Consider the following 20,180-nt stretch of genomic DNA (forward strand, 5'->3'; position numbering starts at 1 on the left):
CCGCGACGGCAGCGCTCGGCCGTCACACGACGTGTCCGACCTCCGGCCGGATCACTCGACCGGCCCGCCGGCCAGGGCCATCCAGTGGGCGACCCTGCGCAGCGTGGCCTCGTCCACCTGGTCGACCAGGGTCCGGACGGCCGTCACGTCGTCCGGCGCGAGATCGTAGAGGCCGGCCTTGCTCAGGCCCGCCATGAGGACCTGATGCCGACGGTCCTCCATGCGTTCCGCGAGCTTGGCGTGACCGGGCCGCGCGGTGCCGTCGCCCGCCGACGGGGACGCGGCCTCCGACGTGACCGCCGCCTCCGGAGCGGACGCGGCCCGGGACGGGTCGAAGCGCTGCCACTCACCGTCCTTCGGCCCCCACAGGGCGACCGCGAACTCGTCGCCCCGGGCCCGTTTGACCTGCGTCATCTCGCCGATCGCGTACAGCACGGGCGTGCGGTCGGGGGATTCGGCGCCCGGTCGCCAGGACACCGAGGCCGGGTCGTAGAACATCGCCACCCAGCGGGGCGCGCCCGGCGGCTGCGGACTCCGGGGAGCACGGGTCGGACGGTCCGGTTCGCTCTCCATGACGCTCGCCCCTTCCATATCGGCATCGGCGTCGGCTTCGGCTTCGGCATCGGCCTGGGTCGGCCCGGGTTCTGCCTGTGGTTCGGCCCGGCCTCGGCTCGTCAGGGCGACCATAACTGACGGCCCGTCAGCTCACCAGACCCTCTGCGGCCCTGCGCAGGGCGCCCATCGCGGCCTGCCTCTGGGGGACATGAGCGAAGGGGGCGAAGAAGTACCAGCGCATCGCGTTCTCGCCGGAGGACGCCGACCGCGACGCGCGACATGATCCAAACGACAGACCCTAGATGCCGCCGGCGCTCTCGCGGGTGAGCGCCACCTCGCGGTCCTCGTTGCAGCGCGGGAGGACGGCGACGTCCGCGGCCGGGTGCCTCTGGTGGGCCTGGAGAGCGGCGCTGACCAGCGTCATGACCAGGTCGATGTCCGTCTCGCACTCCAGATGGACGGTCACCCAGGGCGAGCCGGGCAGCAGCCGGATCGCGGTGGAGTGCCTCAGGTCCCTCTCGAACCGGTGGATCGCCTTGCCGGTGAGGTGCAGGTCGACACTCCGGTCGGAGTGGAAGTGCGCGATCTCGACCCCGCCCGAGCGCAACGCCCGACCGGTGCCGCAGCTGGGTCGGACCTCCACGAGGTCCGACCAGGTCGCCAGTTGCGTCAAGGCACGCGAGGCCGCCGTCATGGCCCCCATCATGAAGCGCTCACCGCCCGGCCACCAGAGGTTGAGGGAGCCTTAACCGTGCTGTATCGCGGCGGCCGCGATCCTGGCCCCCCGACCGGCACCCCGACCGGTTTCCCCTCAGTTGTTCCAGGACTCGTCGTAGGGATCCCGTGGGGTGGGGGTCGGTACGGCGGTGGTGACGCTGACGAAGGGGATCGGGCCGTTGTTGACCGGGTCGTGCGTGGTGCGAGGGGTGTAGGTGCCGGTGACGGTCAGCCAGATGTCGGGCTGGAGTACCGGGGGGATGTCGCCGGTCAGGCCGACCTTGACCGGCTGGGCGTCGGCGGCGCAGCAGTTGAGGGCCATGCGGACCAGGTAGGGCGTGCCGTCGTGGTCCAGGGCGACGAAGCCGGTCAGGCGGACCTCGCGGCCGGTGAGGGTGCGGCCGTGGTCGTATACGGCTCGGCCCGCGTAGTCCACGACGCTCAGGGGCAGCGGGTCCGTGGCGGGGAGGGACGGGTAGGCGAGGGGCTCTTGGAGGGCCGTGCCGGTGCGGGTCGCGCTGTACGAGCCCAGGGCCGGCGGGGCGACCAGGATCAGCGCCAGGAGGGGAAGGATCAGGAGCCAGGAGACCCGGGGTTCGGGATGGACGTGGGCGAGGGTGGAGACGGGGGTGTGGGCGGGGGCGTCCACCGCGTTCTGCCCCAGCTCCTGCCTCAGCTCCTGCTGCTCATGCCCCTGCCCGTGCCCGTGCTTCTGTTGCGTCGTCGTCCTCGTCTTCGTCGCCTTCGTCCTGCGGTGCTCGTACCACGCCGTCGCCAGCGCCGTGACGATCAGGATCGCGCCGGACGCCAGCAGCATCGGACGCAGGCCCGCCTTGACGTAGCGGAGGTAGAGGTCGGTGGTGCCGGCGTGCAGCAGGGCCGCGCCGAGGAGGAAGAGGACGGCCGCCTGGGACTGTCGGTTCACAGCAGTACCCATCCCGTCAGGACCGCCGACGCGATGGCCAGCACGAAGGTCGCCGGGGCGAAGCGCAGCGCGAAGCCCCGGCCGAAGGTGCCCGCCTGCATCGCGAACAGCTTGAGGTCGATCATCGGGCCGACCACCAGGAAGGCCAGCCGGGCCGTGAGGGAGAACTGGGTCAGGGACGCGGCGACGAACGCGTCCGCCTCCGAACAGATGGAGAGGACCACCGCGAGGACGGCCAGGGTCAGGACGGCGACCGCCGGGTTCTCCGCGGCCGTGCGCAGCCAGCTCTCCGGGGCCACGGCCTTCAGCGTCGCCGCCGCCATCGCGCCCAGGACCAGGAAGCCGCCCGCGTGCATCACGTCGTGCCGGACCGAGTCCCAGAACGCCGCCCCCTTCGTCTCCCCCTCGTGCGGGGCGTGGGCCGGCAGACGCAGCCAGTCCGTGCGGCCCAGCCGTTGCCACAGCCAGCCCATCGCACACGCCACGAGCAGACTGGCGACGAAACGGGCCAGCACCATCTCGGGGTTGCGGGGGAAGGCCACGGCCGTCGCCGTCAGCACGATCGGGTTGATCGCCGGGGCGGAGAGCAGGAAGGCGAGGGCCGCGGCCGGGGTCACACCCCGGCGGACCAGGGCGCCGGCCACAGGGACCGACGCGCACTCGCAGCCCGGCAGCAGCGCGCCCGCGACCCCGGCGACCGGGACGGCGAGCCCGGGGCGGGACGGCAGGGCGCGGGCGAAGAAGGAGGGCGGTACGTAGACCGCGATCGCCGCCGACAGCAGCACCCCCAGCACCAGGAAGGGCAGGGCCTGCACCACCACCGCCACGAACACCGTCGTCCAGCTCTGCATCACCGGGGCGGACAGCGCGCGGCGGATGGGGCTCTGGAGCAGCACCATCAGGAGCAACAGCATGGTCAGGACCAGGGGCGAGGTGAGACGGCCGGGCTGGTCGGGCCGGCCGGGCTCGTCGGGCATCCCGGGCGTCTCGGGCGTCCCGGGCGTCTCGGGCGGTGCCTGCGGTCGGTCCCGGCGGGCGCCCTCCTCGTGCGGGGCCGCTCTGGTGATGGCCACGGGTCGCTCACCTCCGGCTTCCGTGTTCTCCCTGATGCCTGTATCTCGCATTCCCTCCCCTTTCATACGGGAGTTCCCTTCGGGGTGTTCACGCGTGTTCACCTCATCCGTGGAACCTCCCGCCCCGGTGAGGCAGTCTTCTCCCTCGTGGGGAGCGTTCCGAATCAGGGTCAGCCGCCGGGCGCCGCCGGCGCGCACATGGTCGTGTGCGGTGACGACGGTCTGGCGCACCGGCTCGCAGCCGAACTGCGGGGAGTGTACGAGGAGCAGGTCACGCTCGTCGTACCGCCCGCCGAGCGGACGGTACGGCCGCCGGTCGTGGGGCGGGCCCGCGCCGTGTCGGCGGCTCTGCTCGACCGGGTGGTGAGCGCCGCCGTCAACCGGGCGGCGGGCAACGGCACGCCCACCGCCCCGAGCGAACCCGCGAGCGGCCAGCGGACCTTGGAGGCCCTGGAGGCCACCGAGGCGGTGCTCGCCGAGGCGGGTGTGGAACGGGCCGCCGCGCTGGCACTCGTGTACGACGACGACGAGACCAACATCCGTGCCGCCCTCACCGCCCGCCGGCTCAACCCCCGGCTGCGACTCGTCCTGCGGCTCTACAACCGGCGGTTGGGCCAGCACATCGAGGAACTCCTCGACCAGGCAGCCGCGTTGGCCGCCGAGAGCGCGGGAGTGACGGGGGACGCCTACGACGCCTCCCCCGGGGACGCCTCGACCACCGTGCTGTCGGACGCCGACACCGCCGCTCCCGCGCTCGCCGCGACCGCCGTCGTCGGCACCAGCAAGGTCGTCCAGACGGACGGGCTGCTGCTGCGTGCCGTGGAGCGACCGCCGACCGGGCCCGGGGAGTCCGACCCGCCGGGCCTGCCCACGCTCGCGCTGCTGTCGGCCGACGGCAGCGACCCGGCCTTCGCGGACGGTTCCGAGACCAGCGGTGAACAGGGGCCGTTGCTGTTGCCCGACGCGGCGGCCGTGCGGGAGGCGGCCGCGTCCGGGAGGCGCGGGTCCGTCGTCCTGGAGCAGGTCGCGTACTCGGCCGGGCCCGCGTTGCCGGCCGGGCGGGGCGTCGGGGTCGTGATGCCGTTCGCCTCGCTGTTCTCGCGGCGGATGCGGTGGTCGCTGGCCGGGCTCGTCGGATGCGTGTTCGCGCTGGCGATGGCCTTGTGGCTGGTGACCGGCATCCATCCGCTGGGGGCGCTGTATCTGACGCTGCTGGATCTGTTCGCCATCAACGACCCGGCCGTCGGGGCCACCACCGAACGTCAGGTTCTTCAACTCCTCTCCGGGCTGATGGGGTTGCTGCTGCTGCCGGTGCTGCTGGCGGCGGTGCTGGAGGCGCTCGGGACCTTCCGTGGGGCGGGGGCGTTGCGCCGGCCGCCCCGGGGCCTCGGCGGGCATGTCGTGCTGCTCGGGCTGGGAAAGATCGGCACACGGGTGCTGATCCGGTTGCGTGAGCTGAACATCCCCGTGGTGTGCGTCGAGGCCGGGCCGGAGGCGCGGGGCCTCGCGGTGGCACGGCGGTTGCGGGTGCCGGTGGTGCTGGGGGACGTCACGCAGGAGGGGGTGCTGGAGGCCGCGAAGATCCACCGCGCGCATGCGCTGCTCGCGGTGACCAGCTCCGACACCACGAATCTGGAGGCCGCGTTGTACGCGCGGTCGCTGCGGCCCGATCTACGGGTCGTGCTGCGGCTGTACGACGACGACTTCGCGACCGCCGTGTACCGCACCCTGCGGGCCGCGCATCCGCAGGCGCTGACCCGGAGCCGGAGCGTGACGCATCTCGCGGCGCCGTCGTTCGCCGGGGCGATGATGGGGCGGCAGATCCTGGGGGCGATCCCGGTGGAGCGGCGGGTGTTGCTGTTCGCCGCGCTGCATGTCGAGGGACATGCGCAGTTGGAGGGCAAGACGGTCGGGGAGGCGTTTCGGGCGGGGTACTGGCGGGTGCTGGCGCTGGATAGGGGGCGGGAACGGCAGGGTGGGCCGGGGCTGGTGTGGGATCTGCCGGACACGTATGTCCTGCGGGGCTCGGATCGGGTGGTGCTGGCCGCGACGCGGCGGGGGCTGGCGGAGTTGTTGCGGCGCCGACGGTAAGGGGACGGCGCGTAGCCCCGGGCCCCCCGGCCCCCCGGCCTCCCGGCCCCACCGGGCCCACCGGGCCCAACGCTCTGCCACGGGTGGGTGGGGGCTGCGGAGGGTTTTTCGCCCCCGCCGCCCCTACCCTTCCCGTCCTCGGGGGCTCCGCCCCCGGACCCCCGCTCCTCAAGCGCCGGAGGGGCTGAGAATGCTGGAGGCGCCGGAGGGGTTGGGGGCCGGAGGTGTCGGAGAGGCTGAGGGGGCCGGAAGGGCTGAGGGTTTTGGAGTTCCGGGGGGTTGAGAGGGCCGGAGGGGCTGTGGCCTAGTGGGGCTCTGGCCTAGTGGGGCTGAGGCTAGTGGGGGAGGTGCTTTTCTGCGAACTCCAGTTCCAGTCTTACCTGCTTGATGCGCTCGTCGACCACCAGTGAGCCGTGCCCCGCGTCGTAGCGGTACACCTCGTGCACCGCTCCCCTCGCCTCCAGGCGCTTGACGTAGTTGTCGATCTGGCGGATGGGGCAGCGGGGGTCGTTCACACCGGCCGAGATGTAGACGGGGGCCCGCACCTTGTCGACGTACGTCAGCGGGGACGAGGCCTGGAAGCGCTCGGGGACCTCCTCCGGGGTGCCGCCGAGCAGCGTGCGGTCCATCGCCTTCAGGGCCTCCATCTCGTCGTGGTAGGCCGTGACGTAGTCGGCGACGGGGACGGCCGCGATGCCCACGGCCCACGCGTCGGGCTGGGCGCCGAGGCCGAGGAGGGTGAGGTAGCCGCCCCAGGAGCCGCCGGTGAGGATCAGCCGGGCCGGGTCGGCGAGGCCCGAGCTCACCGCCCACTCCCGGACCGCCTCGATGTCCTCCAGCTCGATCAGGCCCACCCGGTGCTTCAGGGCGTCCGTCCAGGCACGGCCGTAGCCGGTGGAGCCGCGGTAGTTGACGCGGACGACCGCGTAGCCGTGGTCCACCCAGGCCGCCGGGGCCGCCGCGAAGGCGTCGCTGTCGTGCCAGGTGGGGCCGCCGTGGATGTCGAAGACGGTGGGCAGCGGGCCGATGGCGTCGGCGGGCCGCTGGACCAGCGCGTGGATGCGGCCGCCGGGGCCCTCCACCCACACGTCCTCCACGGGGACCGAGCCCGGGGACTTCATGCCGGGAGGGTCCAGGACCACTTCGCCGGTCGTCGAGCGGACGGCGGGCGGCCGGGCCGCGGACGACCACAGGTACTCCACGCTGCCGTCCGGACGGGCCGTGGCCCCGGAGACCGTGCCCGGCGGGGTGGTGATCCGTTCCAGCGCGGCGCTCGCGAGGTCGTAGCGGAACAGTTCGCTGCGGGCCTCGAAGCTGTGCACGATGAGCAGGCCCGAGCCGTCCGGGTACCACTCGGCGCTGACGTCGCCCGGCAGGTCCAGGTCCAGGTCCGTCTCCGAGCCCGTCGCCACGTCCCAGACCAGGGGCTCCCAGCGGCCGCGGCGCTGGTGGCCGATCAGCAGCCGGGCGTCGCCGTCGACCGGGGCGAAGCCCAGTACCTCCAGGCCCAGTTCCTCGACGCCGCCCTTGGTGTCGTCCAGCTCGGCGACCGTCGAGCCGTCGGGGCGCAGTACCCGCAGCGCGGAGTGCATCGCGTCGCCGTGCTCGGTGTGCTCGACGGCGATGAGGGTGCCGTCGTGGGAGAGGTCGCCCACGCCCGCCGACTCCCGGTGGCGGTACAGCTCGAAGGGGGGCTCGCCGGTCCGCGTCACATGGATCGTCGTGCCCTCCTCGTCCGTGGAGCGGCCGACCACCGCGGTACGGCCGTCCCGGGCGAGGGCCAGGCCCGCCGGGTAGGAGGCGTCCAGGCCCGGGGTGGCGGGCTCGTCGGCTCCGCCGGTGAAGGGCTGGCGGCGCCAGACGCCGAACTCGTCGCCGTCCTTGTCGTCGAACCACCAGATCCACGCGCCGTCCGGGGAGAGCACACCGTCCGTCGTGCCGTTGGCCCGGTCGGTCACCTGGCGCTGGTGGCCCGTGGCCCGGTCCCAGGCGTACAGCTCGTACGTCCCCGTCGCATTGGAAACGAACAGGGAGCGGTCCGGCGCGTCCTCCGCCCAGTCGGGCAGCGACACCCGGGGCGCCCGGAAGCGCTTCTCCCAGTCCGGCATCTCCTCGTACTGCTCGGGTGCGGCGGACCCGTTGCTCTCAGTCATGACCCCATATTGCCCGCCCGCGACGGCAAGGGGACGCCAGGGTCCCCAGGCTGTGGATAACTTCCCACCGACTTCGCACCTCCTTCCCACCAATGAGCCTCTTCCGGGCTCTTCCGAGCTCTCCCGGGCGCTCCCGAGCCTCACCCCGCGGGTCGGCGTCCGGCGGCCGCCCCGTACCGTGGAGGGCGTGTACCGGTTCCTGCTGACGCCCCGCTGGTGGGGGATCAACGTCTTCGTGCTGCTGGCCATCCCCTTCTGCGTGTTCATGGGGTCCTGGCAGCTGAGCCGGTTCGAGGCGCGGGTGGACGACCACCGCAGCGCGAAGGAGCTGGCCGAGTCCGCCCGTACGGAGGCCGCTCGTCCGCTGGCCGAGCTGCTGCCCGTGGACAAGTCGACCTCCGGCCGGCGCACCACCGCCACCGGGCACTACGGCAAGCAGTTGCTGGTGCCCGGCCGGCGACTGGACGACAGGAACGGGTACTACGTGCTGACCCTGCTGCGCACCGACGGCGGCAAGGCGCTGCCCGTGGTGCGCGGCTGGCTGCCCGGCAGCGCCGACTCCGCGAAGGCCCCGAAGCCGCCGGCCGGCCAGGTCAGCGTCACCGGCACGCTCCAGGCCTCCGAGACGCCGGGCGACAACGGGGTGAGCGCGCAGGGCGGTCTGCCGGCCGGGCAGACCTCGGCGATCAGCGCCGCGTCGCTGGTCAACCTGGTGCCATACGACCTCTACGACGCCTGGGTCACGCTCGACACCGCCGACGCGGGGATGACGGCGGTGCCCGCGACCGCGGCGTCCGACACGGGGCTCGATCTGAAGGCGTTCCAGAACCTGGGCTACACCGGCGAGTGGTTCGTCTTCGCCGGGTTCGTGGTGTTCATGTGGTTCCGGCTGCTGCGCCGCGAGGTGGAGTTCGCCCGGGACGCGGAGCTCGGCATCCTCCCCGAGGAGCCCGAGGAGCCCGGAGTGTCCGACGAGTCCGGGGCGTCCCACGAGCCCGGGGAGTCCGGCGCCGGTTCAGCCGATCGCCACGGGCTGGTTCAGGAAGACGCCAGCACGCCCGTCCGGTAGATCGTCCCCGCGCACGCGCCGGACACCGTGGCCACGCTCGTCGGGGAGCCGCTCTCGGCCGTGTAGGACACGTTCACGCTGCCATCGACCGTGCCGTCCTCGATGTACATCTGGGCCGTGGTGCCGGAGGTGGTCTCGCCGGTCGTGCTCGACTGCTCGGTCGGGGTCGGGGAGGGGGACGCCGAGCCGCCGCTGTCGCCGCCGCCGCTGCCGCCGGTGGTGGGGCAGGTCTCGGAGGGCACCCAGGCGAACTTCACCTCGTAGGCCGAGCCGGGGGCGAGGGCGTGCTGGGTGACGTAGAGGGAGGGGTCGGGCAGGCCGGCCGCCGCGTCCCCCGAGGCGTGTTCCACGACGGTGATCTTCGTGGCGTCGGCGGCGCCCTGCGCGCCGAACGTCACGTCGACGGCGCCGCTGACGGTGCAGGTGGCGCTGGAGGCGTTGCGGACGAGGAAGGTGCCGTAGACCGTGCCGGCCGAGTCGGGGACGGCGACGCTGGGGGTGCCGGCCTCGAGCTGGTCCGCCGCGCAGACGGGCGCGCCGGCCGCGGACTCGGAGGCGGGACCGGTGCCGCTGGAGGCGGTGCCGCCCGCGGACTCCTTGCCCTGGTCGGAGTCGGTGGCGCCGCCCTTGCCCTGCTCACCGGTCTTGCCGGAGGAGTCGCCGACCTTGCCCGAGGAGCCGCCGTCAGGGTTCTTGCCCTGATCCGCGCCTCCCTGCGCCTGTGAGGCCTGGCCGGCGATGGAAGGGTTGGCGTCGGAGCCGCCCGCGTTCGAGACGTGCAGCACGGCCGGGACGGCGGTGCCGAGGAAGAGGGCCGCGGCGGCCATGCCGACGGCGGCCTGCCGCTTGCGGGCCCGCCGGACGGGGACGGCCCGCCGCAGGTGGTCCAGCGAGCCGTCGCGCGGCTCCATCTCCTGGACGGCGTCGTGCAGCATCCGGCGCAGTGCCAGCTCGTCCGAGTCGAGCCCGTCGGGGCTCTGGTCGTCGAGGTGGTGGTTCACGGTTGAGTTCCCAGCGTGCGATTGCTTCGGCTCTTGTGTGGGCGACGAGGACGTCGGCTCGTGCCAGGCGAACGGCTCGTGGCGCTCGTGACTGTCATGGCCCCCGTGTGAGCCCTGCCCTTCGGCTTCACCGCTCACGTCGGCTCCTCCATGGCTTTGCGCAGGGCGGCGATGCCGCGCGAGCCGTAGGCCTTGACCGAGCCGAGGGAGACGCCGAGGGTCGCGGCGACCTGGGCCTCGGTCATGTCGGCGAAGTAGCGCAGCACGAGGACCTCGCGCTGACGGCGCTGGAGGCCCTTCATCGCCTTGATGAGCGAGTCGCGCTCCAGCTGGTCGTAGGCGCCCTCCTCCGCGCTGGCCATGTCCGGCATCGGCTTGGAGAGCAGCTTCAGGCCGAGTATGCGGCGGCGTAGAGCGGAGCGGGAGAGGTTGACGACCGTCTGACGCAGGTAGGCGAGGGTCTTCTCCGGGTCGCGGACGCGTTTGCGCGCGGAGTGGACGCGGATGAAGGCCTCCTGGACGACGTCCTCGCAGGAGGCGGTGTCGTCGAGGAGGAGGGCGGCGAGACCGAGGAGCGAGCGGTAGTGGGCCCGGTAGGTCTCGGTGAGGTGGTCGACGGTGGTGCCGGCCGCCTCGGTGTTCTCGGCGGTGACGGTCGCTTCGGCGGTCTCGCCGCCGTCACGCTGGCTGGGGACGCGGGTGGGCCGCGCTGCGGGCATGGGCGCGATCACCGGCATGCCGCCGGGCGTGCCGGGCATGCGGGGTCGGAGGAGGGCACGCGGCGGCCGAAGGGCCGCGCCGCGGGGCGCCACTGGGAGTTCGAGTACCTCTGCCACGCCAGTTGGACACACTTCCCCCCGTGGGGGTTGTACGCGTCCGGCGTCACGTTTACGTCGACCAAGGCCCCGCGCACCCGTCTCATCTGTCCCGCTCTTCCCCTGTTTGCCATATGAACGGGCGTCCCCACGCCCGGATCGCCGCGTCCCCCGAACGCTGTGATCGTTCACACGTCTACGCACACCCCGAGGGGTGACCGCAAAGACGCTCCCCGCCCTGCGCACGGTTGCGGAGAGCGGGGAGGAAAATCTTCGGACGCCAAAGGTGTCCGGTACAAGTGGTTGGGACCATCGACCGGCTCACATTGCACTGGAGATCCTACAAACCCACCAAGCCCTGGCCAGCGCTTTTACTCCCGGTAGCACCTCGCCGCACGCCGGTGCGGCCGCCTCACGACAGCTCGGCCGCCACCAGCTCCGCGATCTGCGCGGTGTTGAGCGCGGCCCCCTTGCGCAGATTGTCCCCGCAGACGAACAGCTCGAGCGCCGTCGGATCGTCGAGGGCCCGCCGCACCCGGCCCACCCAGGTCGGGTCGGTGCCGACCACGTCGGCGGGCGTGGGGAACTCCCCCGCCTCCGGGTTGTCGAACAGGACGACGCCGGGCGCCGTCGCGATGATCTCGCGGGCACCGTCCACGGTGACCTCGTCCTGGAAACGGGCGTGGACGGTGAGGGAGTGCGTGGTGACCACGGGGACGCGCACACAGGTCACGGCCACCGGAAGCTTCGGCAGCCCGAGGATCTTGCGGGACTCGTCCCGCACCTTCATCTCCTCCGACGACCAGCCGTCCGCGCGCAGCGACCCGGCCCACGGGACGACGTTCAGCGCCACCGGCTCCGGGAACGGCCCGGTGTCGTCGCCGACGGCCCGCCTCAGATCACCCGGGCCGGTCCCCAGCTCGGTGCCGGCGACCAGCGACATCTGCCGCCGGAGTGTCTCCACGCCGGCCCGCCCGGCCCCGCTCACCGCCTGGTACGACGACACCACCAGCTCGCGCAGCCCGTACTCGGCGTGCAGCGCGCCCAGGGCGACGATCATCGACAGCGTCGTGCAGTTGGGGTTGGCGACGATCCCGCGCGGCCGGGTCCGCAGCGCGTGCGGATTGACCTCGGGGACGACCAGCGGCACCTCCGGGTCCATCCGGAAGGCGCCCGAGTTGTCGACGACGACCACGCCCTTGGCGGCGGCGACCGGGGCCCACTGGGCCGCGACCTCGTCGGGCACGTCGAACATGGCCACGTCGACCCCGTCGAAGGCCTCCTCCGACAGGGCCACGACCTCGACCTCCTCGCCGCGCACGGCCAGCTTGCGGCCGGCCGAGCGCGGGGAGGCGACGAGCCTGATCTCGCCCCAGATGTCGGCTCGCTGGGACAGGATCTTGAGCATGACGGCGCCGACGGCACCGGTCGCTCCCACGACCGCGAGGGTCGGCCGCACCTTGTCGGCCATCAGCGGCCGGTGCCCCCGTAGACGACGGCTTCGTCGCTGTCGGAGTCCAGCCCGAAGGCGGTGTGCACGGCGCGCACGGCCTCGTTGACGTCGTCGGCGCGCGTCACGACCGAGATGCGGATCTCGGAGGTCGAGATCAGCTCGATGTTCACGCCCGCGTCGGCCAGGGCCTTGAAGAAGTCGGCCGTGACGCCCGGGTTGGTCTTCATCCCGGCGCCGACCAGGGAGATCTTGCCGATCTGGTCGTCGTAGCGCAGCGAGTCGAAGCCGATGCCGGACTTGTTCTTCTCCAGGGCGTCGATGGCCTTGCGGCCCTCGGCCTTGGGGAGCGTGAAGGAGATGTCCGTCAGACCGGTGGAGGCCGCGGACACGTTCTGCACGATCATGTCGATGTTGATCTCGGCGTCGGCGATCGTCCGGAAGATCACGGCGGCCTCGCCCGGCTTGTCCGGCACGCCGACGACCGTGACCTTGGCCTCGGAGGTGTCGTGCGCGACACCGGAGATGATGGCCTGCTCCACCGGCTTTTCCCCTTGCTGCTGTGTCTTCTGAACGAGTGGTTCGCTGCTGACCCACGTGCCCTGGAGTCCGCTGAAGGACGAGCGGACGTGGATCGGGATGTCGTAGCGGCGGGCGTACTCCACACAGCGGTGGAGCAGCACCTTGGAGCCGGAGGCCGCGAGCTCCAGCATGTCCTCGAAGGCGATCCAGTCGATCTTCCGCGCCTTCTTCACCACGCGCGGGTCGGCGGTGAACACGCCGTCCACGTCGGTGTAGATCTCGCAGACCTCGGCGTCGAGCGCGGCGGCGAGGGCGACGGCCGTGGTGTCGGACCCGCCACGGCCCAGCGTGGTGATGTCCTTCTTGTCCTGGCTGACACCCTGGAACCCGGCGACGATGGCGATGTTGCCCTCGTCCAGCGCGGTCCGGATGCGACCCGGCGTGACGTCGATGATCCGGGCTTTGTTGTGGACGGAGTCGGTGATGACACCCGCCTGGCTGCCCGTGAACGACTGGGCGCTGTGGCCCAGGTTCTTGATCGCCATCGCCAGCAGGGCCATGGAGATCCGCTCTCCGGCGGTCAGCAGCATGTCGAATTCCCGGCCGCTGGGCATCGGGGATACCTGCTCGGCGAGATCGATCAGCTCGTCCGTCGTGTCGCCCATCGCGGAAACGACGACGACGACCTGGTGGCCGTTCTTCTTCGCTTCCACGATCCGCTTGGCGACGCGCTTGATGCCCTCGGCATCGGCTACGGAGGAACCTCCGTACTTCTGCACGACAAGGCCCACGTGCGCTCCTCGCTCAGTTTGTCTGTTTCCGCACATACGCCCTTGTACTGCGGGTCGGCTCAGTCTAACGAGCGCCCGAAAACCGCCTCCCGAGTCCCGCATGATGAGACTCGACGAGGCTCGCGGAAGACGCCGGAACAGGGTCCGGGCGCCCGTCGTCGGGTCTTCCCTTCCCACTGACGCCGAAGTGATAGCTGTGAATTAAGTTTCAAGCACTATCGTGCGGCTGTGCACGTACTCCTCGTGGAAGACGACGAACCGGTCGCCGAGTCGCTGCGACGCGGACTGAGGCGCTACGGCTTCGAGGTCGACTGGGTCACCACGGGCGCCGCCGCGCTCGCCCACTCCGACCCCTACGACGTCGTCCTGCTGGACCTGGGCCTGCCCGACACCGACGGCCTCGACGTGTGCAAGGCCCTGCGCGAGCGCGGCGACGTCCCGATCATCGTGATCAGCGCCCGCAGCGACGAGACGGACCGGGTGGTCGGCCTGGAGCTGGGCGCCGACGACTACGTGTCCAAGCCGTTCGGGGTGCGGGAGGTCATCGCCCGAATACGGGCGGTGATGCGGCGCGTGCGGCCGCGTACGGCGGATGAGGGCACGACCGGCGGCGCGGACCGCTACGGCTCCCGGCTGAGCATCGACCGCAAGGCGGCCCGCGTCCACGTGGACGGCGAGGAGATCGCGCTCGCGCCGAAGGAGTACGACCTGCTGTCGTTCCTCACCGAGGAGCCGGGCGCGCTGATGTCGCGCGAACAGATCATGGAAGCGGTCTGGGACGCGAACTGGTTCGGGCCGACCAAGACGCTGGACGTGCACGTGGCGGCGCTGCGGCGGAAGTTCGCCGGGGTCGTCGCCGTCGAGGCGGTGCGGGGGGTGGGCTTCCGGCTGGAGATCGTCGGCGGGACCGCTCCCGGCCCGGGTGGCCCGTCCTCATGATCAAGCAACTCATCCGCAGCTATGTGCTGCTGGTCGCCGTCGCCATCCTGCTGTTCACCGTGCCGGTGGCCTTCACCCTCACCGCCCAGCTGCGCGGCGACACCGAGGTGTCCATCGCCCGCGAGGCGACCACCATGGCGCTGCTGCTGGGCAACGGCGACCCCGCCTCCTGCCAGGCGCTGGAGGAGATGGCCGGCGCGTACGCCGTGGAGACGAAGGGCAAGGACGAGGTCCAGGTCACGACCACCGACAGGTGCACGGCGGACGTGCCGCGCCCGAACCGGGACCCGGCGCTGGCCAGGGCCCTGGAGCAGGGCCGGCCGACCACCGACTGGGGGTCGGACCTCATCTGGGGCCGCGAGCTGGTGATCACCGTCCCCGCGAAGGACGACGGCCGGGTCGTCGGCGCCGTACGGATCGTCTACTCGACCTCGGGACTCACCCACAGGCTGTGGACGATCTGGGGCTTCCGGGCGGGCCTCGCCGTGGCGGTGCTCGGCGTGGCCGCGCTGATCGGCACCGTCGTCGCCCGCCGCATCACCCTCCCGCTGCGCCAGCTGAACGACATGGCGAGCAAGTTCAGCGACGGCGACCTGACCGCCCGCTCCCCCGTGACGGGCCCCCAGGAGACCCAGACCCTGGCCCGCACCCTCAACCAGGCCGGCGAGCGCCTCGACACGCTGATCGCCTCGCAGCGCAACTTCGTGGCGGACGCCTCGCACCAGCTGAGGACCCCGTTGACGGCGCTCCGCCTCTCCCTGGACAACATCGCGGACGGTGTCGACGACGAGTTCGTACGGGAGGACGTGGAGCAGGCCACGGCCGAGGTGGTGCGGATGAGCCGGCTGGTCAACGGTCTGCTGGTGCTGGCCCGTGCCGAGGCCAAGGTGACGGCGGCGGAACCGCTGTCCCTGACGGACATCGTGGCGGAACGCCTGTCGGTGTGGAGGCCGGCCGCCGACGAGCGCGGAGTCACCATCGCGCTCAGGGGGGGTGTTGTCGACGACCGGCCGTCTGTGCTGGCCGGCCCCGGTCATCTGGACCAGGTGCTGGACAACGTGCTTTCGAACGCCCTGGAGGTGTCACCCGACGGCGGGGAGATCACCGTCCGGACGTACTCGGAGGGCGACCGGGTGGTGCTGTCGGTCCTCGACGACGGTCCGGGCATGTCCGACGCGGAGAAGTCCCGCGCCTTCGACCGCTTCTGGCGCGGCCAGGGCCTCACGGGTCGCTCCGGTTCCGGTCTCGGCCTGGCCGTCGTCAAGCAGCTGGTGACGGACGACGGCGGGACGGTGACCCTGACGGACGCTCCCGGGGGCGGGCTGGGCGTGCGCATCACGCTCCGGGCCGACCGGCGGACGGGCTGATCAGCCCTCGGGCATCGCGGACGAGTGGTGGTTGACGATCTTCCACACGCCGTCGCGCTTCTCGTACTCGTAGGTGTAGCGGGCCTCGACGACGCGCTTCTCGCCGGTGTCGGGGTCGGTGAGCGTGAACGCGTAGACGCCGGTGTCGATGGCGGAGTCGCCGTCGAGGACGTTGACGATCGTCCGGACCTTCTTGCCGACCGGCTTGTTCTGGAGGAAGTGCTCGAAGTAGTCGACGATGCCGGCGCGGTCGGTACGGACCTTGTTGGAGACGGTGGGCAGCAGGGCCGCGTCCTTGGCGTAGCGGTCCGCGACGATCTCCGCGTCGCCGGTCCGCAGCGCGGCGTTCCAGCCGTCGAAGAGGGCGGCGATCTGCTTCTTGGTGGGCTTCGAGGGCTTCTCGGAGCCGGCCGCACTGACTCCGACCGACACCGTGGCGGCGGTGACGACGGCGGTGGCGGTGACGAGGGCGGCGCGTATGCGGGTCTTGCGGGTCATCGCAACTCCTGTGCGGCTTGCTGCTGTTGGGATGACCCAAGCCTCGCGTCCGGCCGGTTAGCGCCGGTGCAGCACACGTACAGGGGACGTACAGGGCCCGGCCAATTCTCAGGCGGCCTTCCGTCCCCGGTCCCGGACCAGGCTGACACCGGCCCCGAGCGAGACGACGCCCATCCCGACGGCCGTCATCACGCCCTGGGACCCGTCGACCACGAAGGGCGCGACGGCGGCGACCGTGAGGTTGAAGAGGAAGAGGAACCACAGAACGGGACGGGAGGAGAGCAGAGCCTTCATGACAGGGCTTCCTTAAGGGGAGGGGATCCGGGGAGATCCAGGGATAACCGAGGAGAACCGGGGAGAACCGGGGTTCGCTTGCGAGATCAACGATCCCGTCCCGGACCTGCGCAAACGAGGGAGCGCACTCCCGAAGGCATGGTGTAGGCAGGTACACCACGACGAGTGGGAAAGTGGCCGACCTGAGGTTCCGTCAGCCGCTATCGTCGCCCGATGGAGATATTGCGCTACGTGGCCTTCGCCACCGACCCCGCCGGGGGCAACCCCGCGGGTGTGGTGCTCGACGCCGGCGGTACCGACGACGCGGGCATGCTGGCCGCGGCTGCCGAAGTGGGTTACTCGGAAACGGCGTTCGTGGTGCCGTCCGACGACGGCACCCTGCACGTCCGGTACTTCAGCCCGCTCGCCGAGGTGTCGTTCTGCGGTCACGCGACGATCGCCACGGCCGTCGCCCACGCCGAGCGGCACGGCATCGGACCACTGACCCTGCACACCAAGGCGGGCACCGTCCAGGTCACCACCACCGTGGCCGACGACGGGACGACCGTGGCCACCCTGGTGAGCGTCGCACCGCGCACGGAGCCGCTAGCGGAGGCCGACCTGGCCGAGTTGCTGAAGGCCCTGCGCTGGTCCGCCGACGAACTCGACCCGACACTACCGCCCCGCGTGGCCTACGCGGGCGCCTGGCATCCGGTCATCGCCGCGGGCGAGCGGAGCCGCCTGGCCGACCTCGACTACGACATGCCCGCGCTCACCGCGCTCATGGCCCGCCGGGGCTGGACCACGATCGACCTGGTCTGGCGGGAGTCCCCCACCGTCTTCCACGCCCGCAACCCCTTCCCGCCCGGCGGGGTCGTCGAGGACCCGGCCACCGGCGCGGCGGCCGGCGCCTTCGGCGGCTATCTGCGGGAGCTCGAACTCGTCGACACCCCGACGACCTTGACGATCCATCAGGGCGCGGACATGGGCCGGCCGAGCACCATCACGGTGTCCGTCCCCGACGGACCGGACACCGGCATCGGCGTCACGGGCGCGGCCGTGCAGATCTGACCCGACGACAGGCAAGGCCGGGCGTGAAGGCTAGTTCGCCGGCCGTGACGGCTAGTTCGCCGGCCGTACGCCCAGCTGTCCGCCGATCTCCTCCTCCATGACCCGGCCCGCCTCGAACTCGAGGGTCTCGTCGCCCAGGGTGGACTGGTCGGTGTCGAGACCGTTCAGTTCCTCGAGGGGCTGGTCCAGGCGGATGTGGGCGAGGACCGAGTGCAGGGCGCGCAGGGTCGCCGAGGCGGTGGAGCCCCAGTTGGAGAAGTAGGAGAACTGCCACCACCACAGGGCCTCGGTGACGCGGCCCGCGCGGTAGTGGACCATGCCGTGGCGCAGGTCGGCGATGACGTCGGCGAGGTCGTCGGAGATCCGGGCCGGGACGGGCGCCTTGCGGGGCTCGTAGGGGTCGAAGACCTCCGAGTAGACGTCGACCGGCTCGAGGAGGCGGGCGAGGTTCTCGCGGAGCTCGTCGGCGTCCGGCTCGAAGCCCGGGTCGGGCTCGTAGCGCTCGTCGGGGACGATGTCCTCGTGGGCGCCGAGGCGGCCGCCGGCCAGGAGCAGCTGGGAGACCTCCAGGAGGAGGAAGGGGACCGCCAGGCCGGGCTCGTCGCCCTTCGCGACCTCCGTGACGGCTACCAGGAAGCTCTCGACCTGATCCGCGATCTGGACCACGAAATCGTCCGGGTTGTGGTCGGTCGCGTGCAGCGTGGCGTCAGACATCTAGGAGTCGTCTCCCCTCGAAGGCGCGACCGAGGGTCACCTCGTCCGCGTATTCCAGGTCGCCGCCCACCGGGAGGCCGCTGGCCAGGCGGGTGACCTTCAGGCCCATGGGCTTGATCATGCGGGCGAGGTACGTGGCCGTCGCCTCGCCCTCCAGGTTCGGGTCGGTGGCCAGGATCAGCTCCGTGACCGTCCCGTCGGCCAACCGCGCGAGAAGTTCTCGTATACGCAGGTCGTCGGGTCCGACACCTTCGATGGGGCTGATCGCGCCGCCCAGGACGTGGTACTTGCCGCGGAACTCGCGTGTGCGCTCGACCGCCACGACGTCCTTCGGCTCCTCGACGACGCAGATGACGCTCAGGTCCCGGCGCGGGTCACGGCAGATGCCGCACAGCTCCTCCTGCGCAACATTGCCGCAGGTCGCGCAGAAGCGGACCTTCGCCTTGACCTCCATGAGGGCCTGCGCGAGCCGCCGTACGTCCGTCGGTTCCGCCTGGAGGATGTGGAAGGCGATCCGCTGCGCGCTCTTGGGACCGACGCCGGGCAGTCGCCCCAGCTCGTCGATGAGGTCCTGGACCACGCCTTCGTACACGGACTGCCGTCCTTCCTGGGGTTCCTTGCGGTACGTACGGTAGTTGGCCGAGGCCGGTCTTAGAAAGGCGGACCGGTCCTAGAAGGGCAGTCCCGGGATGCCGCTGCCGCCACCCAGGCCCTGGGCCAGCGGACCGAGCTTCTGCTGCTGGAGCGTCTGCGCGTTCTCGTTGGCCGCGTGGACGGCCGCGACGATGAGGTCGGCGAGGGTCTCGGTGTCGTCCGGGTCCACCGCCTTCGGGTCGATCCGCAGGGCGCGCAACTCGCCGGAGCCGGTCACGGTCGCCTGCACCAGGCCGCCGCCCGCCTGTCCGTCGACCTCCGTGTTCGCCAGCTCCTCCTGGGCGAGGGCCAGGTCCTGCTGCATCTTCTGGGCCTGCTGGAGCAGCTGCTGCATGTTGGGCTGGCCACCACCGGAAATCACGATCAGCTCCTGTGTCCTACGACTGTCGGGTGTGCCTTCGGGCGGGTTTTTTCCCGCTCGGCACGAGCCTACGTGGTCTGTGCGGGTGTCGCCCCAGCACTCTTTCGAGTGAGTCAGGTGTGAGGCCTATACCTGATCAAGGCCCACTTCCGGGCGTAAAAGAGATGAAACCTTCCTCTTCGCCACCCATTGGGAGGTAGGAAAGGTCCGGCGCAGCAGCACCGGGCGTCACGGGTGTCACGCAACGTGAGCGGTCGGGATCGGTCGGGATCGGTCGGGTTCCATCGGTCGGGATCAGTAGGGAGTGCCGGGTGGGTCAGCAGCCGGAGATGCAGCCCGAGGGTCCGCCTCAGGACGGGCGGAGTGAGGGCGCGGCCGGGCTGCGGCCGGGCGATCTGGCCGGGCGGACGTTTCCGCTCGGGGACTGGGGTGAGCCCGCCGAGCGGCTGGACGAGCTGTACCGGTGGGTGGAGCGCGGGGCGCTGGAGACCGCCGCCTGGTACCTCGCGGACCGGGTGTGGAAGCGGCGGGTCGCCCGGGCCCTGCGCACCGGGGCGGCGGCCGGGGCGGTGTGCGCGGCCGCGCTGCCGTTGCTGGACCTCGCCCGGGTGCTGGGCGGCGCCGCTCCCTGGGGGTATCTGGCGCTGCTGCTCGCGGTGGCGTGTGTGGTGGTGGACCGCTTCTTCGGGGTGACGTCCGGCTGGATAAGGGACGTGGCCACGGCGCAGGCCGTGCAGCGCCGGCTCCAAGTGCTCCAGTTCGACTGGGCGTCGGAGAGCGTCCGGGAGGTGCTGGGCCCGGCGGAGGGCACGGCGAGCGATGCCGCGGAGCGATGCCTTGCGGTGCTGCGTCGGTTCTCGGAGGACGTCTCCGAGCTGGTGCGTACGGAGACGGCGGACTGGATGGTGGAGTTCCGGACCGGGCCCGCGCCCATGGGGATCCAGGGGGCGGTCGTCTCCGGCGGGCGGGCGGACGTGGGCGGGGGGTATGGGCGGTTCCCGATGCCGCCGGGGGCGAACGCCCGGCCGAACATGCCTCGGCAGCGGCCGCCCGAGCCTCGGTGAGGGGTCGGCTCCGCCGCGTTCTTCGCCCCCGCCGCCCCTTCCCGTCCCGTCCCTGGGGGCTGTGCCCCCAGCCCCCC

Annotated in this window: 20 protein-coding genes; 6 read left to right on the forward strand and 14 right to left on the reverse strand. The window is 71.8% G+C overall.

Going from position 1 to position 20,180, the window contains the following annotated elements; all coding sequences use genetic code 11:
* Positions 1–51: 51 nt before the first annotated feature.
* The 4 genes from ACIRPU_RS12915 to ACIRPU_RS12930 form a co-directional block, all read right to left on the reverse strand.
* Positions 52–573 (reverse strand): hypothetical protein, encoded by a 522-nt coding sequence (locus tag ACIRPU_RS12915; protein WP_403865621.1) that lies wholly within the window; start codon positions 571–573, stop codon positions 52–54.
* A gap of 280 nt (positions 574–853) precedes the next feature.
* Positions 854–1,249, reverse strand: a complete 396-nt coding sequence (locus ACIRPU_RS12920) for a luciferase family protein (RefSeq protein WP_403865624.1) — start codon at positions 1,247–1,249, stop codon at positions 854–856.
* A 117-nt stretch (positions 1,250–1,366) separates the two neighbouring features.
* Entirely contained in the window at positions 1,367–2,197 is an 831-nt protein-coding gene (locus tag ACIRPU_RS12925) for a TIGR03943 family putative permease subunit (protein WP_403865628.1), read from the reverse strand.
* Positions 2,194–3,270 (reverse strand): permease, encoded by a 1,077-nt coding sequence (locus ACIRPU_RS12930; RefSeq protein WP_403865631.1) that lies wholly within the window; start codon positions 3,268–3,270, stop codon positions 2,194–2,196. Before ACIRPU_RS12930 ends, ACIRPU_RS12925 begins: the two co-directional genes overlap by 4 nt.
* A 198-nt stretch (positions 3,271–3,468) precedes the next feature.
* Here ACIRPU_RS12930 and ACIRPU_RS12935 point away from each other — a divergent pair, with 198 nt between their 5' ends.
* On the forward strand, positions 3,469–5,361 hold the full coding sequence (locus ACIRPU_RS12935; RefSeq protein ID WP_403866246.1) for an NAD-binding protein: 1,893 nt from the start codon (positions 3,469–3,471) through the stop codon (positions 5,359–5,361).
* Between the two features lie 335 nt (positions 5,362–5,696).
* Here ACIRPU_RS12935 and ACIRPU_RS12940 read toward each other — a convergent pair whose 3' ends face one another.
* On the reverse strand, positions 5,697–7,514 hold the full coding sequence (locus tag ACIRPU_RS12940) for a prolyl oligopeptidase family serine peptidase (protein ID WP_403865634.1): 1,818 nt from the start codon (positions 7,512–7,514) through the stop codon (positions 5,697–5,699).
* Between the two features lie 187 nt (positions 7,515–7,701).
* On the opposite strand from ACIRPU_RS12940, the gene ACIRPU_RS12945 reads away from it, so the two are divergent.
* Positions 7,702–8,583, forward strand: a complete 882-nt coding sequence (locus tag ACIRPU_RS12945; RefSeq protein ID WP_403865637.1) for an SURF1 family protein — start codon at positions 7,702–7,704, stop codon at positions 8,581–8,583.
* Here the strand turns inward: ACIRPU_RS12945 and ACIRPU_RS12950 are convergent.
* The 4 genes from ACIRPU_RS12950 to ACIRPU_RS12965 form a co-directional block, all read right to left on the reverse strand.
* Positions 8,553–9,584, reverse strand: a complete 1,032-nt coding sequence (locus ACIRPU_RS12950) for a hypothetical protein (RefSeq protein WP_403865640.1) — start codon at positions 9,582–9,584, stop codon at positions 8,553–8,555. The genes ACIRPU_RS12945 and ACIRPU_RS12950 overlap by 31 nt on opposite strands.
* Before the next feature lie 134 nt (positions 9,585–9,718).
* Positions 9,719–10,420 carry a SigE family RNA polymerase sigma factor gene (locus ACIRPU_RS12955; RefSeq protein WP_403865643.1) on the reverse strand — a complete coding sequence of 234 codons (702 nt, stop codon included), beginning with the start codon at positions 10,418–10,420 and terminating at the stop codon, positions 9,719–9,721.
* Between the two features lie 391 nt (positions 10,421–10,811).
* Positions 10,812–11,870: an aspartate-semialdehyde dehydrogenase gene (locus ACIRPU_RS12960; protein WP_403865646.1), complete on the reverse strand. Its 1,059-nt coding sequence runs from the start codon at positions 11,868–11,870 to the stop codon at positions 10,812–10,814.
* Entirely contained in the window at positions 11,870–13,162 is a 1,293-nt protein-coding gene (locus ACIRPU_RS12965; RefSeq protein WP_384116928.1) for an aspartate kinase, read from the reverse strand. The genes ACIRPU_RS12960 and ACIRPU_RS12965 overlap by 1 nt, the downstream gene beginning before the upstream one ends.
* Positions 13,163–13,390: 228 nt before the next feature.
* Here ACIRPU_RS12965 and ACIRPU_RS12970 point away from each other — a divergent pair, with 228 nt between their 5' ends.
* Both ACIRPU_RS12970 and ACIRPU_RS12975 read left to right on the forward strand, forming a co-directional pair.
* Entirely contained in the window at positions 13,391–14,101 is a 711-nt protein-coding gene (locus ACIRPU_RS12970; protein WP_403865649.1) for a response regulator transcription factor, read from the forward strand.
* Positions 14,098–15,468, forward strand: coding sequence for an ATP-binding protein (locus ACIRPU_RS12975; RefSeq protein ID WP_403865652.1), 1,371 nt, complete (start codon positions 14,098–14,100; stop codon positions 15,466–15,468). The genes ACIRPU_RS12970 and ACIRPU_RS12975 overlap by 4 nt, the downstream gene beginning before the upstream one ends.
* Here the strand turns inward: ACIRPU_RS12975 and ACIRPU_RS12980 are convergent, their stop codons facing one another.
* Positions 15,469–15,966, reverse strand: coding sequence for an SgcJ/EcaC family oxidoreductase (locus ACIRPU_RS12980; protein WP_403865655.1), 498 nt, complete (start codon positions 15,964–15,966; stop codon positions 15,469–15,471).
* Between the two features lie 108 nt (positions 15,967–16,074).
* Positions 16,075–16,260 carry a hypothetical protein gene (locus tag ACIRPU_RS12985; RefSeq protein WP_384116918.1) on the reverse strand — a complete coding sequence of 62 codons (186 nt, stop codon included), beginning with the start codon at positions 16,258–16,260 and terminating at the stop codon, positions 16,075–16,077.
* A 213-nt stretch (positions 16,261–16,473) separates the two neighbouring features.
* On the opposite strand from ACIRPU_RS12985, the gene ACIRPU_RS12990 reads away from it, so the two are divergent.
* The gene (locus tag ACIRPU_RS12990) at positions 16,474–17,310 is read left to right on the forward strand and encodes a PhzF family phenazine biosynthesis protein (protein ID WP_403865659.1); all 837 of its coding nucleotides are present in this window, start codon (positions 16,474–16,476) and stop codon (positions 17,308–17,310) included.
* A 51-nt stretch (positions 17,311–17,361) separates the two neighbouring features.
* On the opposite strand, the gene ACIRPU_RS12995 is transcribed toward ACIRPU_RS12990, so the two are convergent.
* The 3 genes from ACIRPU_RS12995 to ACIRPU_RS13005 form a co-directional block, all read right to left on the reverse strand.
* On the reverse strand, positions 17,362–18,024 hold the full coding sequence (locus ACIRPU_RS12995) for a DUF5063 domain-containing protein (RefSeq protein WP_355702616.1): 663 nt from the start codon (positions 18,022–18,024) through the stop codon (positions 17,362–17,364).
* A complete protein-coding gene (gene recR / locus ACIRPU_RS13000; protein ID WP_351767010.1) occupies positions 18,017–18,616 on the reverse strand; it encodes a recombination mediator RecR in 600 nt (199 codons plus the stop codon). Before recR ends, ACIRPU_RS12995 begins: the two co-directional genes overlap by 8 nt.
* A 78-nt stretch (positions 18,617–18,694) precedes the next feature.
* Positions 18,695–19,039 carry a YbaB/EbfC family nucleoid-associated protein gene (locus ACIRPU_RS13005; protein ID WP_385561030.1) on the reverse strand — a complete coding sequence of 115 codons (345 nt, stop codon included), beginning with the start codon at positions 19,037–19,039 and terminating at the stop codon, positions 18,695–18,697.
* Between the two features lie 329 nt (positions 19,040–19,368).
* Here ACIRPU_RS13005 and ACIRPU_RS13010 point away from each other — a divergent pair, with 329 nt between their 5' ends.
* Positions 19,369–20,103: an SLATT domain-containing protein gene (locus ACIRPU_RS13010; protein ID WP_403866249.1), complete on the forward strand. Its 735-nt coding sequence runs from the start codon at positions 19,369–19,371 to the stop codon at positions 20,101–20,103.
* Positions 20,104–20,180 lie beyond the last annotated feature (77 nt).

The organism is Streptomyces sp. NPDC102259, assembly GCF_044766465.1.
GTDB lineage: Bacteria > Actinomycetota > Actinomycetes > Streptomycetales > Streptomycetaceae > Streptomyces.